The organism is Flavobacterium sp. A45, assembly GCF_002001005.1.
GTDB lineage: Bacteria > Bacteroidota > Bacteroidia > Flavobacteriales > Flavobacteriaceae > Flavobacterium.
Genome location: NZ_MUNX01000063.1, coordinates 12,356 through 27,079, shown reverse-complemented (window position 1 = coordinate 27,079; position 14,724 = coordinate 12,356). Strand labels below are relative to the sequence as shown.

The 14,724-nt window shown below is 34.1% G+C and carries 17 protein-coding genes; 13 read left to right on the top strand and 4 right to left on the bottom strand.

What is annotated here, in order from left to right; all coding sequences use genetic code 11:
* Nucleotides 1-3: 3 nt before the first annotated feature.
* The 3 genes from B0E44_RS05565 to B0E44_RS05555 form a co-directional block, all read right to left on the bottom strand.
* A complete protein-coding gene (locus tag B0E44_RS05565; protein ID WP_077371287.1) occupies nucleotides 4-681 on the bottom strand; it encodes a DUF6089 family protein in 678 nt (225 codons plus the stop codon).
* A 152-nt stretch (nucleotides 682-833) separates the two neighbouring features.
* Nucleotides 834-1,718 carry an NAD kinase gene (locus B0E44_RS05560; RefSeq protein WP_077371285.1) on the bottom strand — a complete coding sequence of 295 codons (885 nt, stop codon included), beginning with the start codon at nucleotides 1,716-1,718 and terminating at the stop codon, nucleotides 834-836.
* A 43-nt stretch (nucleotides 1,719-1,761) separates the two neighbouring features.
* The gene (locus tag B0E44_RS05555) at nucleotides 1,762-2,421 is read right to left on the bottom strand and encodes a CBS domain-containing protein (RefSeq protein ID WP_077371283.1); all 660 of its coding nucleotides are present in this window, start codon (nucleotides 2,419-2,421) and stop codon (nucleotides 1,762-1,764) included.
* 114 nt (nucleotides 2,422-2,535) lie between these two features.
* Here B0E44_RS05555 and B0E44_RS05550 point away from each other — a divergent pair, with 114 nt between their 5' ends.
* The 13 genes from B0E44_RS05550 to B0E44_RS05490 all read left to right on the top strand — a co-directional run bounded on the left by B0E44_RS05550 (nucleotide 2,536) and on the right by B0E44_RS05490 (nucleotide 12,956).
* Nucleotides 2,536-3,249 (top strand): pyridoxine 5'-phosphate synthase, encoded by a 714-nt coding sequence (locus B0E44_RS05550; protein WP_077371281.1) that lies wholly within the window; start codon nucleotides 2,536-2,538, stop codon nucleotides 3,247-3,249.
* Between the two features lie 80 nt (nucleotides 3,250-3,329).
* Nucleotides 3,330-4,091: an alpha/beta fold hydrolase gene (locus B0E44_RS05545; protein WP_077371279.1), complete on the top strand. Its 762-nt coding sequence runs from the start codon at nucleotides 3,330-3,332 to the stop codon at nucleotides 4,089-4,091.
* Between the two features lie 55 nt (nucleotides 4,092-4,146).
* Nucleotides 4,147-4,488 (top strand): phage holin family protein, encoded by a 342-nt coding sequence (locus B0E44_RS05540; protein ID WP_077371277.1) that lies wholly within the window; start codon nucleotides 4,147-4,149, stop codon nucleotides 4,486-4,488.
* Nucleotides 4,489-4,727: 239 nt separating this feature from the next.
* Nucleotides 4,728-5,072 (top strand): heavy metal-binding domain-containing protein, encoded by a 345-nt coding sequence (locus tag B0E44_RS05535; protein ID WP_077371275.1) that lies wholly within the window; start codon nucleotides 4,728-4,730, stop codon nucleotides 5,070-5,072.
* A 129-nt stretch (nucleotides 5,073-5,201) separates the two neighbouring features.
* On the top strand, nucleotides 5,202-6,329 hold the full coding sequence (gene chrA / locus B0E44_RS05530; protein ID WP_077371273.1) for a chromate efflux transporter: 1,128 nt from the start codon (nucleotides 5,202-5,204) through the stop codon (nucleotides 6,327-6,329).
* A gap of 36 nt (nucleotides 6,330-6,365) precedes the next feature.
* Entirely contained in the window at nucleotides 6,366-7,193 is an 828-nt protein-coding gene (locus tag B0E44_RS05525; protein ID WP_077371271.1) for an MOSC domain-containing protein, read from the top strand.
* A 201-nt stretch (nucleotides 7,194-7,394) separates the two neighbouring features.
* A complete protein-coding gene (locus B0E44_RS05520) occupies nucleotides 7,395-8,720 on the top strand; it encodes a trigger factor (RefSeq protein WP_077371269.1) in 1,326 nt (441 codons plus the stop codon).
* Nucleotides 8,721-8,909: 189 nt separating this feature from the next.
* Nucleotides 8,910-9,584, top strand: a complete 675-nt coding sequence (gene clpP, locus B0E44_RS05515) for an ATP-dependent Clp endopeptidase proteolytic subunit ClpP (RefSeq protein WP_077371267.1) — start codon at nucleotides 8,910-8,912, stop codon at nucleotides 9,582-9,584.
* An 80-nt stretch (nucleotides 9,585-9,664) separates the two neighbouring features.
* The gene (gene clpX, locus B0E44_RS05510) at nucleotides 9,665-10,897 is read left to right on the top strand and encodes an ATP-dependent Clp protease ATP-binding subunit ClpX (RefSeq protein WP_077371265.1); all 1,233 of its coding nucleotides are present in this window, start codon (nucleotides 9,665-9,667) and stop codon (nucleotides 10,895-10,897) included.
* A 114-nt stretch (nucleotides 10,898-11,011) separates the two neighbouring features.
* Nucleotides 11,012-11,416 (top strand): SRPBCC family protein, encoded by a 405-nt coding sequence (locus B0E44_RS05505; protein ID WP_077371263.1) that lies wholly within the window; start codon nucleotides 11,012-11,014, stop codon nucleotides 11,414-11,416.
* Between the two features lie 57 nt (nucleotides 11,417-11,473).
* Nucleotides 11,474-11,914 (top strand): ATPase, encoded by a 441-nt coding sequence (locus B0E44_RS05500; protein WP_077371261.1) that lies wholly within the window; start codon nucleotides 11,474-11,476, stop codon nucleotides 11,912-11,914.
* 64 nt (nucleotides 11,915-11,978) lie between these two features.
* A complete protein-coding gene (locus tag B0E44_RS05495) occupies nucleotides 11,979-12,413 on the top strand; it encodes a VOC family protein (protein WP_077371259.1) in 435 nt (144 codons plus the stop codon).
* A gap of 9 nt (nucleotides 12,414-12,422) precedes the next feature.
* On the top strand, nucleotides 12,423-12,956 hold the full coding sequence (locus B0E44_RS05490) for an SRPBCC family protein (protein WP_077371257.1): 534 nt from the start codon (nucleotides 12,423-12,425) through the stop codon (nucleotides 12,954-12,956).
* Between the two features lie 103 nt (nucleotides 12,957-13,059).
* Here B0E44_RS05490 and B0E44_RS05485 read toward each other — a convergent pair whose 3' ends face one another.
* Complete coding sequence (locus B0E44_RS05485) at nucleotides 13,060-14,574, bottom strand: GH3 auxin-responsive promoter family protein (RefSeq protein ID WP_077371255.1); 1,515 nt, start codon at nucleotides 14,572-14,574, stop codon at nucleotides 13,060-13,062.
* Nucleotides 14,575-14,724 lie beyond the last annotated feature (150 nt).

Below are 14,724 nucleotides of genomic sequence, written 5' to 3'. Positions count from 1 at the left end.
ATTTTAATCTGCGCAGTAGCAAGGTTTGTTTCCAAAAGTATATGTTAATGTTGCTCCTGTGAATACATACCAATCATTATTATTTATATTTCCAAATTTTGGTAAATTACTGTTACTTGGATTACTGCCGTCAATATTGTCGGTAAAAGTATATCGAGCTCCAACTTCTAAACCTAAAACGAAACGCCTTGAAAAATTTGTTTTTACTCCAACGGTCATCGGTATGGCAATAGTACTTTTTGTATCGTTTTTACGTGTAACCCCAGAAATTACATATAAATCATCGTAAAGGAAATAACTTAAACCGGAATATACATAAGGAGTGAATTTTGGTCTTTCTTCGTGTAAATTAAAATCAAAAAAGTTAAATTCCAATCCAGCTGATAATTCTTTTATGTTGTTTACAAAGCTATAACCTCTATTGTTCCTTCCCGAGTCTTTTGAATCATGGTCATTTCCTGAAACTTGTGACTGTGTGTAGGAAAATCTATAAGCATGTCTTGCACTTTTATTCCATTTGTATAAAATACCAAAAGCAGGTTCGTTTGGGGCGATATAAGTTGTCGAACCTACATCTCCTATATAATTACTGCCTCCAAGGAAAACTCCTATTTCATTAATTTGAGAATGAATAGAGGAAAAGGTAAAAAAACATAAAAATGAAATAAAAAGTTTACTCATAAATTATAAAATTGCCTGCAAATATAATAATTATCAATAGTATTCAATACGTATATTAGGAATACTGTCTTTTTTTAGACGAGATCCCTTTTTTGATATACAAAGCTTTTGATAGTAACGATAAAAAAGATAGAATTCGTATGGGTTCTGTTTTAATTCCTTCTGTCTTCACCCCAAAGTAATTTTGTTCTAAGGGTTTTCAAAAAAGTTTCTTCCGGAATCTCCACCATATTTATTTCGAAATTCGTTTTTTTAATGGTTAAAATCGAATCATTAGCTACACTTGTGATTCTAGAGTCCAAGGATACTAAATATTGTTCTTCTCTTCCAGAGACTTTGAGACGAATTTCAGTTGTATCTGGAATCACAAGAGGTCTTGCGTTTAAATTATGAGGAGCAATAGGAGTAATGACTAGACTTTTTACATCGGGTGTAAAAATAGGGCCTCCACAACTTAAATTATAACCTGTTGTTCCAGTAGGTGTGGCAATAATTAACCCGTCTGCCCAATAGGAATTCAAAAACTCATCGTTCAAATAGGTGTCTATCGTAATCATCGAAGTTGTCTCTTTTCGACTTACAGATATTTCATTCATTGCAAAGTTAAGCCCTTCTATGGCTTTGTTTTCAGGAGAACAGGTCAAGCTCAATAATGTTCTTTTTGAAATTTTATATTTTTTGTCAATAACAAACTGCATGAACTCGGCTATGTTTTCTTTTTGTACTGTTGCCAAAAAACCCAGTCTTCCAGCATTTATACCCAAAATAGGAACTCCAGAATTACGAACTAGTGTAACGGCTCGAAGTATTGTTCCATCGCCTCCAATGCTAATTAGCATATCAAAACTGGAATCCAGTTCGTCATGAGAAGAAAAAGTGTTGTATTCGTTTTCAATGATTTTTTTTTCATACAACATTTTCAAGAAATCAGATTCAATAACCATTTCTACATTATTATTGTTGAAAAACACAAAAATGTCTTTGATGATAGGTTCTGTGCTTACTAAATAATATTGGCCGTAAATAGCTACTTTCATTTCTTTTGGTTTTGATATTTTTTAAATGGTATAATCCAAATAATTACATGTTCAAATATTTGTCTAAATAATCCGAACGTTCTTTTAAATTTTTGATGTAGTTGTCTTCGTTGTGTTCTGAAACGATATCATAATTATATCTTCTGAAAGTTTGAATAATCTCATTCAAAGAACCAACACTAATTTTGATAGTGACTTCAATTGTATTTACATCGGAATTTGAAATGAAAAGCCCCAAGAGTTTACCGTTGTTGCTCTCTACAATTTGTACAATTTGACTCATCGAATAGTCGATAGTATTTTTGCTCACTATTATGATGGCTCCTTGTTCTTTTAGGAAAGGGGTTTCGTGAAAAAATTTAATAACATCCTCAATTTCATAGTATCCAATGTACTTATTGTTTTCGTCCAAAATAGGAACTAAATTAGTATGGTTTTTGGCAAAAACTTCCAAAACATCTAACCAAATCATATTAGTTCTAGCAAAAAAATGTTCTAGTACATACTTATAATCGTTAACTTTTTTATCGCTGTCAAAGGTTTCAATATCGTCAGCTGCAATACTTCCTACGAAAATGCCTTCCTCAATAACTGGGAAGTGGGAAAAAGTTAATTCGTCAAAAAAATCTTGAACTTCTCCAATGGTTTTTTGAGAATCAATAGCTTTGAAGTCGTTTGTGATGTATTCTTTTATATCTGTCATAAATCTATCCTCAATAATCGACGCAAAATAATCAAAAATATACAAAATCTGCTAGGTTTTACTTTGTATTTTTGTCTTATCAAATATAATTAGATACCTATTAATACCTTTTCTATGACAAAACTTAGCGTTAATATAAATAAAATTGCCACTTTGCGTAACGCGCGTGGAGGAAATGTGCCTGATTTGCTAAAAGTAGCTGCTGATATTCAGAAATTTGGAGGTCAAGGAATTACGATTCACCCTCGCCCAGATGAGCGTCACATTCGTTATCAAGATGCACGAGATTTAAAAGCAATTGTTTACACTGAATATAATATTGAGGGAAATCCTCAGCATAATTTTATCGATTTAGTTTTAGAGTGTAAGCCAGATCAAGTAACCTTGGTTCCAGATGCTATTGGGGCAATTACTTCGTCTGCAGGCTGGGATACTATAAAAAATCAGTCGTATTTATCGGAAGTTATTCAGGAATTTCAACGTAATGGAATTAGAACCTCCATTTTTGTTGACCCAATTCTTGAAATGATTGAAGGTGCCCAAAAAACAGGAACCGATAGAATCGAATTATACACTGAAGCTTTTGCACACCAATACGGTTTAGGGAATGAAAAGGGAATTGATTCGTATGTTAAATCGGCAGTTTTGGCAAACGAATTAGGCTTAGGAATTAATGCTGGTCATGATTTGAGTTTGGATAATGTTCAGTTTTTTAAACAAAATATTCCAGGATTATTGGAAGTTTCCATTGGTCACGCCCTTATTTCCGAAGCTATTTATCTTGGTTTGGACAATGTGGTAAATATGTATCTGCAAAAATTAAAATAGTTTTTAATAGATTAATGATTCGGAAATGTAGGGTTTGAATTCTGCAATCTGCAATCTAAAATCTGCAATCTAAAATCAAAATGCTCTACTCAAAAATTGAAGGTTCTGGAAAAGCTTTGCTTATAATTCACGGTTTTCTCGGAATGTCCGACAATTGGAAAACATTAGGAGTCCAATTTGTCGCCGATGGTTTTCAGGTGCATCTGTTGGATATGCGCAATCATGGACGCAGTTTTCATTCGGATGAATTTAGTTATGAAATTATGGTTCAAGATGTTTTCGATTATTGTCAGCAAAACGGTCTTGAATCGATAGATGTAATTGGACATTCGATGGGAGGGAAAACGGCCATGCTTTTGGCTACGTCCTATCCTAATTTAGTTGATAAATTGATAGTTGCTGATATTGGTCCCAAGTTTTATGCTCCTCATCATCAGGATATATTGGCGGGATTGAATGCTGTTGATTTTTCAGTTAAACCAAGTCGGACTGAGGTTGAGGAAATAATGAAAAAGTATATACCCGATTTTGGGACTCGTCAATTTTTGATGAAAAGCTTGTATTGGCAAGAACCAGGGCAATTGGCTTTTCGATTTAATTTGAACGCTTTTAATAAAAAAATTGATGAAATCGGTAAGGCATTAGCTTCGGATTTGATTTTTGAAAAGCCAACACTTTTTATACGTGGAGGAAGTTCTAATTATATACTTGATAGCGATTTTGATGAAATTAAAAAACATTTTCCAGTATCTACAGTAGCGACAATTCCTAATGTTGGACATTGGTTGCATGCCGAAAACCCTACAATGTTTTATGAATTAGCAAGTGATTTTTTAAAATAAATTAGTATAGTATTGAAAATTTATTATATTTATTAAAATTTTAAAAGACTTGATTATGAATTTAATTATAAGAATAATTGTTACCGCTGTATTGGTTTTTGGAATTGCTCATTTTTTGCCGGGAGTACAAGTAGCTGGGCCCTACACAGCAATGGTCGTTGCTGTTGTTTTGGGGTTGCTTAATATTTTTATTAAGCCTATAATGGTACTGTTGACTTTGCCCTTTACAATTGTGACTTTAGGGTTGTTTTTATTGGTGGTAAATGCCTTGATTATTTTATTATGCACCAAGATTGTGGGAGGGTTTACCGTCGATACATTTTGGGTCGCTATGTTTTTTAGTATTATATTGTCATTATCCCAGTCTATTATTTATTCTATTATTGGTGATAAATAGTTTTGGTATTTTTAAAACTGTTAATGTTGCTTCTTATTTTGAAGTTGGGATAATGTAATTTTGTTCAAAGATTTTAATAGAATGAACAACATGAACTCTTGATATAAATATTGACTGCATTTAGTATTCTATGGAATGCCGAATGCAGTTTTTTTATAATTATTATTCGATAAAGATTTTCAACTTAACAATTAAAAAAGTAATTCAAATAAAGTTTAATCAAAAATAATAATAAAATCATGAAAACATTAATTATTGCCTTAATGGCTTTCTTTGCTATGGGGACAGCCGCGTCAGCTCAAACGACTGCTACAGCCCCTAAAAAAGAAGTTCAAAAAACAATGTATACTTGTCCGATGCATCCCAAAGTAGTGAGTGATAAAAAAGGAAAATGCAGTAAGTGTGGAATGGATTTGGTGGCGAGTAAAGAAACGGTACATGCCACTACTGCAAAAGAAAATAAAGCTACTACTGTCGCAAAAAGCAAATATGTTTGTACTATGGATGGATCTGCATCTGACAAAGCAGGTAAGTGCCCAAAATGTGGTATGGCTATGACCGAAAGGAAGAGTGATAAAAAATAAATTAAATTTCGAAGATTGATTTTTCTAACAGCCCTTTGATAAGGCTGTTTTTTTTGTTTTAATTTTGGGAATGAACAGTATAATGCGTTTTTAAGGGTCTCTGTGTAGTAATAAGTATTTTTAAAGTAAATGAATAATAATTTGAAGGAACTTGCTCAATTGTTTTTAAAATTAGGGACTATTGGTTTTGGTGGGCCAGCGGTTCATATCGCAATGATGAAAGAGGAAGTAGTTACCAAGAAAAAGTGGATAACCGAACAACACTTTTTGGATTTGGTAGGCGCTACCAATTTGATTCCTGGTCCCAATAGTACCGAAATGGCAATTCATATTGGTCAGGAAAAAGCCGGTTGGAGAGGATTGATAGTTGCCGGACTTTGTTTTATTTTTCCGGCAGTATTGATAACGGGTTTTTTTGCTTGGGTGTACAAAAAGTACGGACAACTTCCAGAAATTCAGCCGTTTATTTATGGAATAAAGCCGGCTATAATTGCGATAATTCTTTTTGCTATTTTTCCTTTGGCTAAAAAATCATTAAAAACAGCTGAACTATACATAATTGGAATCCTAGTTTTGATATTATCATTGTTGAATTTTAACGAATTGTACTTATTGTTTGGTGCTGGGTTTTTGGCTTTATTCGTGTTTGGAATAAAAAATAAACCATTTCAAAATATTGATCAAAATTTTTTGCCCATTGTAGCTTTTCCTTTTTCAATTTCTCCTAGTGCTTCGGTTTCCAATTGGAGTTTGTTTTTAATATTTCTAAAAATTGGAGCCATTCTCTATGGAAGTGGTTATGTTTTGTTTGCTTTTTTGGATAGCGAATTAGTTACAACAGGAATTTTATCGCGTCATCAATTAATAGATGCGATTGCGGTAGGACAGTTTACGCCTGGCCCGGTATTTTCTTCCGTTACTTTTATTGGGTATCAAATTAATGATTGGACTGGGGCTTTACTGGCAACTGTCGGAATCTTTTTGCCTTCGTTTTTGTTTGTTGCTTTGTTGAATCCGTTGGTGAAGAAAATGAGGAATTCTAGACTATTCGCTGTTTTCTTGGATGCGGTAAATGTTGCATCTGTAGCAATTATTTTGGCAGTCTGTGTGGATCTGGTAGTGACAACAATTACAGATTGGAGAACCATCTGTATCGGATTAACGAGCCTTGCTATTGCTTTTTGTTTTAAAAATATCAATAGTAGTTTTATCGTAATTGGCGGTTCTGTTTTAGGGTATTTATTGACTCTTGTGTAGAAGTTTAATTTGTAGATTTGAAAAAAAAATAATGTTATGTTACAGCTTTCAGAAATTTGGGTTTATCCTGTGAAATCATTAGGAGGAATCCCATTGCAGGAATCCAAAGTTACCGATCGTGGTCTGGAATTGGACCGCCGCTGGTTATTAGTAGATAATGACGGAAGGTTTTTGTCACAAAGAGAATATCCTGAATTGGCTCTTTTTAAGCCAGAAATTGCAGGAGATTTTTTGAGGATTACGCACAGAGTGCTTTTGGAATCAATAGATATTCAGTTGCAACCTGTTTTTTTTGACGCAGCTTCTAAAATTGAAGTTACAGTTTGGGATGATACGATTGAGGCTTATGAAGTGAGTCAAACGATTACCGACTGGTTTACCAAACTTTTGGGGTTTTCGGTCCGGTTGGTGTATATGCCGGATGAAAGTGAACGAAAATTAGATCCAGATTATGCTATTACGGGTAATGAAATCACTTCTTTTTCGGATGCCTATCCTTTTTTGATTATTGGACAGTCTTCATTGGATGATTTGAACGGGCGATTGGAAGTTAAAGTTCCAATGAATCGTTTTCGACCGAATTTTGTTTTTACCAATGGAGAAGCTTTTGAAGAGGATGCTTGGAGAGAATTTAAAATTGGAGGTGTTTCTTTTATTGGTGTAAAGCCTTGTGACCGATGTGTGATGACGACTGTGGATCAAGAAAAGGGAATGGTTTCTGGAAAAGATCCATTGAAAACATTGGCTCAGTATAGAAATTTTGGCAATAAAGTTTTATTTGGTCAAAATGTCATTGGACTGGGATTAGGGACTGTTTCAGTTGGTGATACGGTTCGGATTTTAAGTTATAACTCAAAAATTTAACCGCAGATAGTTCAAAGGAAGCGCAATGTTCGCAAAGCTTAGTGATTCTTTTACGGTTAATTTTTGACAATGTTGAGAGATATATTTTCTCCTGATTTCATTAAATAATTGTCTAAAATTCAAAATCTTAAAATACTTGTTTGGGTTGCAAAAAATTCATAATTTTGCAACCCAATTTTATAATGTAAATTAAAGAAGAAGATGGATATCAAAAGAGTAGCAATAGACGCTGTGAATGAAACGATTGTAATGACAGTTGTTCACATGGATTACAAAGGACAAGTAGCAAAAAGAATAAACGAAAAAATGCCTTTGGCGACTGTAAAAGGTTTTAGAAAAGGTGCTGTGCCTAAAGACCTTGTTGAAAAACAATACGGTAAGGCTATCAAACAAGAAGAAGTAAAGAAAGTTGTTGATTTGGCTTTAGAGCGTTTTGTGCAATCTGAAAGATTAAATCTTTTGGGAACTCCACTTCCTAAAGTTAACGAAAACTTTAACTGGGATGCTGAAGAATTGGTTTTCGAATTCGAAATTGGTTTAGTGCCAAGTTTTGAATTGGATCTTGAAGCTAAAAATGATATCGTAAAATATGTTGTTACTGCTGATGATAAATTAATTGATGGTCAAGTAGCACGTATCCAAAAACAATTTGGAAATGCAAATCCTGTTGAAAAAGTTACTGCAGATTCTGATATCGCGGGTACTTTTGTAAATACAGAAAACGGAATTGATAACCAAACGACTTTCTCTTTAGATGTATTTAAAGATAAAGCGACTGCTGATTTGTTCATCGGAAAAGAAGTTGGAGATGTTGTAACAGTAAATACAAAAGGTTTATTTCAAGACGATCACCAATTGATGGATTACTTGAAAGTAGGTCACGATAATGTACATGATTTGGCAATTGATGTTGATTTCACTATCAGCGCTATTAATGTTTCAGAGCCAGCTGAATTGAACCAAGAATTATTCGACAAATTATTCGGAGAAGGAAAAGTTGCTTCTTTGGAAGATTTAAAAGCAAAAATTAAAGAAGATGCTGAAGCTCAATTTGCACAGCAAGCTGACCAAAAATTATTGGCAGATGTTCAGGAATTTTTGATTGAAAACACAAAATTCGATTTACCATCTGAATTCTTAATCAAATGGTTGCAGACTGTAGGAGAAAAACAATTGACTCCAGAAGAAGCAATCGTAGAATATGCAAGATCTGAAAGAGGATTGCGTTTCCAATTGATTGAAGGAAAAGCAATGGCTTCAAGCAATATCCAAATTACTTTTGAAGATTTGAAATCATTTACAACAAATGCAATCAAACAGCAAATGGCTCAATTTGGACAAACAAATCCAACTGACGAAGAAGTTCAAGGAATTGTAGCAAGAGTATTGTCTAATCAAGAAGAAGTAAAAAGACTTTCTGACCAAGTTGTTGCAGCTAAATTACTTGAATTATTCAAGGAAAAAGCGAACCCAACTACTAAAGAAGTGACTTATGAAGAGTTTATTGCTGCTTCTTACGGAGAATAATTTATAAAAAAATAAGTATATTTGAGCGTCAAAAGATTTTTGTTTTGACGCTCTTTTGTTTGAATAGGTATTGATATAATGAAAAACGAGACAGTTTGTCACAAAAAACAAAAAGGAACAACCTTTGCTTTACCATTTGGACAGAAAAATATTAAAAAATATACCTTATAAACATATAAACTTTTTAAAATGGACTACGGAAAAGAATTCAAAAAATTTGCTATTAAGGGTCAAGGTGTAAATGCAATGTACTATGATAAAATAGTGGCTGCGATGAATCCAAAAAATATGACTCCTTATATTATAGAAGAGCGTCAGTTGAATATTTCTCAATTGGATGTTTTTTCGAGATTAATGATGGACAGAATTATTTTTCTTGGCACGGGAATTGATGATCAGATTGCAAACATCGTTCAGGCGCAGTTATTGTTCTTGGAAAGTGCTGATGCTTCCAAAGATATTCAGATTTATTTGAATTCACCTGGAGGAAGTGTTTATGCAGGTTTAGGGATTTATGATACGATGCAATACATCAAACCGGATGTAGCTACAATTTGTACAGGAATGGCCGCTTCTATGGGAGCAGTTCTTTTGTGCGCAGGAGCTGCAGGAAAACGTTCGGCTTTGCCTCATTCAAGAGTAATGATTCACCAACCATCAGGTGGTGCTCAAGGAGTTGCAACTGATATGGAAATCAACTTGCGCGAAATGTTGAAATTGAAAGATGAGTTATATCAAATTATATCTCAACATTCAGGACAAACTTTTGAAAGAGTACACAAAGACAGTGAGCGCGATTATTGGATGATTGCTGACGAAGCCAAAGAATACGGAATGATTGATGAAGTGTTGAGAAGAAGTTAAATTAGATAACAGATAACAGATTTTAGATAGCAGTTTATTGCAATCTGAAATCTGCAATCTGAAATCTGCAATCTAAAAAGATGGCAAAACAAGTATTACAATGTTCTTTCTGCGGAAGGAAAAAACCAGAAACCAATTTATTGATTGCGGGTATCGATGCTCACATTTGTGATAAATGTATCGAACAGGCGCACGGAATTGTTCTGGAAGAATTAAAAACGAATAGAGGTTCGAAACTAGTTGGTGATTTAATTTTAAAGAAACCAAAAGAAATTAGAGCTTTCCTTGATCAATACGTTATTGGACAGGAGCAAACCAAGAAAGTGATGTCCGTTGCGGTTTACAATCACTACAAACGTTTAATGCAACAGCAATTGGACGATGAAGTAGAGATTGAAAAAAGCAATATCATCATGGTGGGGCAAACTGGAACAGGGAAAACATTGGTAGCCAAAACGATTGCCAAAATGTTGGATGTACCACTTGCTATTGTTGATGCAACAGTGCTTACCGAAGCAGGTTATGTTGGAGAAGATGTTGAAAGTATTCTAACTCGTCTTTTACAAGCTGCCGATTATGATGTAACCAAAGCCGAAAGAGGTATCGTTTTTATTGATGAAATTGATAAAATTGCACGTAAAAGCGACAACCCTTCAATCACTCGTGATGTTTCGGGAGAAGGAGTGCAACAAGCTTTATTGAAATTATTGGAAGGGACTGTGGTTAATGTGCCGCCAAAAGGTGGTCGTAAGCATCCTGATCAAAAATTTGTTGAGGTAAACACTCAAAACATTTTGTTTATTGCCGGTGGTGCTTTTGATGGAGTGGAACGTATTATTTCAAAACGTTTGAACCGTCAGGCTGTAGGTTATTCTACATCCAAAAATGTGGATAATATCGACAAAGACAATTTGTTGCAATACATTATCCCAAAAGACATCAAAGATTTTGGATTAATTCCTGAAATCATTGGACGTTTGCCTGTTTTGACACATATGGATCCTTTGGACAGAGAAACTTTGCGTGCCATTTTGACCCAGCCTAAAAATGCTTTAATCAAGCAATATCAAAAGTTGTTTTTAATGGATGAGGTTGAATTCACCATTACTGATGAAGCTTTGGATTTTATTGTAGAAAAAGCTTTAGAATACAAATTAGGAGCCCGTGGACTGCGTTCGTTATGCGAAGCAATCCTTACTGATGCGATGTATGAATTACCAAGTTCTGATGATAAAAAATTAGAAATTGATATGGAATACGCCAAAGAAACTTTGAACAAAAATCTATTGAAACGTTTGGAGATAGCTTCATAAGTTTAATAATAAATAGATAATACTAAACCTGCTTTGTCAATAAAGCAGGTTTTTTTATTGTTAAAAAAGAGTTTTCGTTTAGATTATTTGTAAATTTATGGGAAATAATTTGCTATGATAACGGTTAAATGCAAAGTAGAAGCTTCAATTGAAGAAGTTTGGAAATTCTGGACTACTCCAGAACATATTACAAAATGGAATAATGCATCCGAGGATTGGCACACACCTTATGCTGAAAATGATTTGAGAGTTGGCGGAAAATTCAAGTCAATTATGGCTTCAAAAGATGGAACAATGAGTTTCGATTTTGAAGGAGAATATATAGAGATAAAAACACATTCATTTATAGAGTATAAATTGGCTGACGGCCGGAAAGTAGATGTTTACTTTATTGGTCTGGAAGATGGAGTAGAAATTATTGAGAGTTTCGATCCCGAAAATGAAAATTCAGAAGAAATGCAAAGAGCAGGCTGGCAAGCGATTTTGGATAATTTCAAAAAGTATACAGAGTGTCTTTAAATGTAAATATAGAGATGCTAATTGCATATTACCAATAAAAATAATAAATATATCTGCATGAAAACTTTAGAATTTAAAATTACTATCGATGCTCCAAAAGAAAAAGTTTGGCAAACTTTATGGGATGACAAAAGCTATCGCGAGTGGGCTAATGTTTTTTGTGAAGGGACTTATGCGGAAAGCAATTGGAACGAAGGGGATGTTATTCTTTTTTTGACACCAGATGGAATGGGCATGAACAGTGTTATTTCTAAGAAAGTGGAAAATGATTATATGGCTTTTAAGCATTTATCAGAGATTAAAGATTTTAACGTATTGCCCGCTGATACATCTGAACAAGGATGGTCTGATGCCATGGAAACCTATCGTCTGACATCTACTGAACGTGGAACTTTGCTTGAAGGCACGATGGATATGGTTGAAAAATATATTGAATACTTTGGGGAAGTTTTTCCTAAAGCATTTGAAAAAATAAAAGAACTTTCAGAAAAAAAATAAACTAGAGACTAAGCCTCTAAGAATCTTAGTGACTAAATAAAAACAATTTAAAACTTAAAAATTTATGGCAGCAGTAAATCCGTATTTAATTTTCAATGGAAATTGTGAGGAAGCATTTCTATTTTATAAGTCAGTTTTTGGAGGTGAGTTTCCGTATATCGGAAAATTTAGTGATATGCCTTTGGATGGAAACAGCCCGAAATTGTCAGATGCAGACGCAAATAAAGTCATGCATGTATGTTTGCCGATTGGCGATACTATGTTAATGGGAAGCGACAGTAATGATGCTAGCGGAGAAGCTGTTTTTGGATCAAATGTATCGATTTCAATCAATTCAGAAAGCACTGATGAAGCCGATAGGATTTTCAACGGACTTTCAGCGGGAGGAAATCCTTATATGCCGATGAGTAAAACCTTTTGGGGAGCTTATTTTGGAATGTTTGTGGATAAATTCGGGATTCATTGGATGGTTAATTTTGATGAAGCCCCAAATAAATAATCGAATTTTATGAAGATACTTAAAATTTTAGGTATAGTGGTTGTTGGACTCATAGCTGTGTTGTTATTGATAGCACTTTTTATTCCAAACGATTATACTGTTTCGGTTTCGACAACCATCAACAAGCCAAGGAAAGAGGTTTTCGATTATGTAAAAATGGTCAAAAACCAAGAGAATTACAGTATTTGGGTGATGGAGGATCCCAATGTAACTATGAACTATCAAGGTGTTGATGGAACTGTTGGATTCAAAGCTTCTTGGGATAGTAAAGATGATAATGTTGGAGCAGGTTCACAACTAATTACTGCTGTTTCTGAAGAGAGAATTGATGTCGATTTGCATTTTGAAAGACCAATGAAAGGGGATAATAAGGCCAGTACTTTATTGGAGTCTATCTCAGATAATCAGACAAAAGTTACTTTTGAGTTTTATGGAAACTCTTCTTATCCAAAGAATTTGATGAATTTCATTGGAATAAACATTATAGAAGATGCTGAAACTCAAAATTTGACAAACCTAAAAAAGATATTGGAGAATCAGTAATCAATCAGTTATTAGGTAATTGTTTTTAAAATAAAAATTTAAAATCGCTTTAAATCAATTCTTTGAAGATATTTTCAAAGGATTGATTTTTTTTTTAAGCAGTTTAATTTTGCATCTTTTTCAATTGTTCAAGATAATCTCTTTTATTGGATAATCTTGGGATTTTGTGTTGACCTCCAAGTTTGTCACTTTCTTTAAGCCAGTCATAAAACAATCGTTCTCTTGCCACGTTAATAACCAGTGGATTAAGAGTCATGTTGTTGTAACGCTTGGCTTCGTAATCGGAGTTTAAAGATTGTAAAGTTTCGTCCAGAGCTTTTTGAAAAGCGACAATGTCTTTTGGATTTTTTTTAAATTCAATCATCCATTCGTGACCTCCTTTTTCTTTGTCTTTCATAAAAATAGGGGCAACGGTATAATCAACCACTTCGGTTTGGGTGATTTGGCAGGCTTTGGCAATAGCCTGATCGGTGTTTTCTACCATTAATTCTTCGCCAAAAACATTTATGTGATGTTTGGTACGTCCTGTAACTCGGATGCGATACGGATTCAAGGAAGTAAATCGAACGGTATCGCCTATTAAGTATCTCCACAAACCACCATTGGTAGTAATCACCATGGCATAATTCTTAAACAACTGCACATCCGCTAATCGAACAGCTTTTTGTTCAGGAGTACCAAAAGTATCCATCGGGATAAATTCATAAAAGATTCCGTAATCCAGCATTAGCAACAAATCACTGGAATTATTCAAGTCCTGAATGGCAAAGAAACCTTCAGAGGCGTTATAAATTTCGTAGTATTTAAATTGGTTGTGAGGCAGTATTTTGTGGTATTGTTCTCTGTAAGGATCAAAACTTACACCACCGTGAAAGTACACCTCCAAGTTGGGCCAAACTTCCATCAGATTTGTTTTCCCAGTTTCTTCCAATACTTTATTCATTAAAACCAGCATCCAAGAAGGAACACCCGCAAAACTGGTTACATTTTCATTTATGGTTTCATTGATAATGGCACTTATTTTGGTTTCCCATTCGCTCATCAAAGAAATTTTACTGCTGGGCGTACTGCTGAATTCTGCCCAAATAGGCATATTCTCAATCAAAATAGCCGACAAGTCTCCAAAAAAAGTATTGTTGTTTTCATAAATTTGAGAACTTCCTCCCAAACGAAGGCTTTTGCCTACAAACATTTCAGATTCTTCGTTATTATTCAAGTACATGCACAACAAATCCTTGCTCCCTTTGTAATGGCAATCTTCAAGAGCTTCGTTACTTACCGGTATGAATTTGCTTTTTGCATTGGTCGTGCCACTCGATTTGGCAAACCATTTTATTGGGGTTTCCCAAAGTACATTTTGCTCGCCTTTTCGGGTACGATCTATATATGGCTCCAAATCTTCGTAGGTCGAAATTGGAATTCTTTCGGTAAAGGTTTGGTATGATTTTATGGATGAGTAATCGTATTGTTTGCCAATAACCGTTTCTTCCGATGAACGGATTAAATTCATTAGCAATTCTTCCTGTACCTCGTTGGGATATTTGAGGAACAGTTCAATCTGGTGAATTCTTTGTTTTAAAAACCAAGAAGCAATGGAATTGATAATTGATAAAGGCATGGGTTTTGATTTTAATTTATGATTGCCAATTTAAGATTTGAAAATAGATTCACAAATGCTAACTTTGCAATAGTACCAAAAATAGTGTTTTTTTATAAAAAAAACACTTCTATTTGTGGTAAAGATTCCAATTTAGGAATTGAAATCAAA

Excerpts from the sequence above, each read along its gene's own strand:
- B0E44_RS05565 (WP_077371287.1), bottom strand. The coding sequence starts at position 681 with ATGAGTAAACTTTTTATTTCATTTTTATGTTTTTTTACCTTTTCCTCT.
- B0E44_RS05560 (WP_077371285.1), bottom strand. The coding sequence starts at position 1,718 with ATGAAAGTAGCTATTTACGGCCAATATTATTTAGTAAGCACAGAACCT.
- B0E44_RS05555 (WP_077371283.1), bottom strand. The coding sequence starts at position 2,421 with ATGACAGATATAAAAGAATACATCACAAACGACTTCAAAGCTATTGAT.
- B0E44_RS05550 (WP_077371281.1), top strand. The coding sequence starts at position 2,536 with ATGACAAAACTTAGCGTTAATATAAATAAAATTGCCACTTTGCGTAAC.
- B0E44_RS05545 (WP_077371279.1), top strand. The coding sequence starts at position 3,330 with ATGCTCTACTCAAAAATTGAAGGTTCTGGAAAAGCTTTGCTTATAATT.
- B0E44_RS05540 (WP_077371277.1), top strand. The coding sequence starts at position 4,147 with ATGAATTTAATTATAAGAATAATTGTTACCGCTGTATTGGTTTTTGGA.
- B0E44_RS05535 (WP_077371275.1), top strand. The coding sequence starts at position 4,728 with ATGAAAACATTAATTATTGCCTTAATGGCTTTCTTTGCTATGGGGACA.
- chrA (WP_077371273.1), top strand. The coding sequence starts at position 5,202 with ATGAATAATAATTTGAAGGAACTTGCTCAATTGTTTTTAAAATTAGGG.
- B0E44_RS05525 (WP_077371271.1), top strand. The coding sequence starts at position 6,366 with ATGTTACAGCTTTCAGAAATTTGGGTTTATCCTGTGAAATCATTAGGA.
- B0E44_RS05520 (WP_077371269.1), top strand. The coding sequence starts at position 7,395 with ATGGATATCAAAAGAGTAGCAATAGACGCTGTGAATGAAACGATTGTA.
- clpP (WP_077371267.1), top strand. The coding sequence starts at position 8,910 with ATGGACTACGGAAAAGAATTCAAAAAATTTGCTATTAAGGGTCAAGGT.
- clpX (WP_077371265.1), top strand. The coding sequence starts at position 9,665 with ATGGCAAAACAAGTATTACAATGTTCTTTCTGCGGAAGGAAAAAACCA.
- B0E44_RS05505 (WP_077371263.1), top strand. The coding sequence starts at position 11,012 with ATGATAACGGTTAAATGCAAAGTAGAAGCTTCAATTGAAGAAGTTTGG.
- B0E44_RS05500 (WP_077371261.1), top strand. The coding sequence starts at position 11,474 with ATGAAAACTTTAGAATTTAAAATTACTATCGATGCTCCAAAAGAAAAA.
- B0E44_RS05495 (WP_077371259.1), top strand. The coding sequence starts at position 11,979 with ATGGCAGCAGTAAATCCGTATTTAATTTTCAATGGAAATTGTGAGGAA.
- B0E44_RS05490 (WP_077371257.1), top strand. The coding sequence starts at position 12,423 with ATGAAGATACTTAAAATTTTAGGTATAGTGGTTGTTGGACTCATAGCT.
- B0E44_RS05485 (WP_077371255.1), bottom strand. The coding sequence starts at position 14,574 with ATGCCTTTATCAATTATCAATTCCATTGCTTCTTGGTTTTTAAAACAA.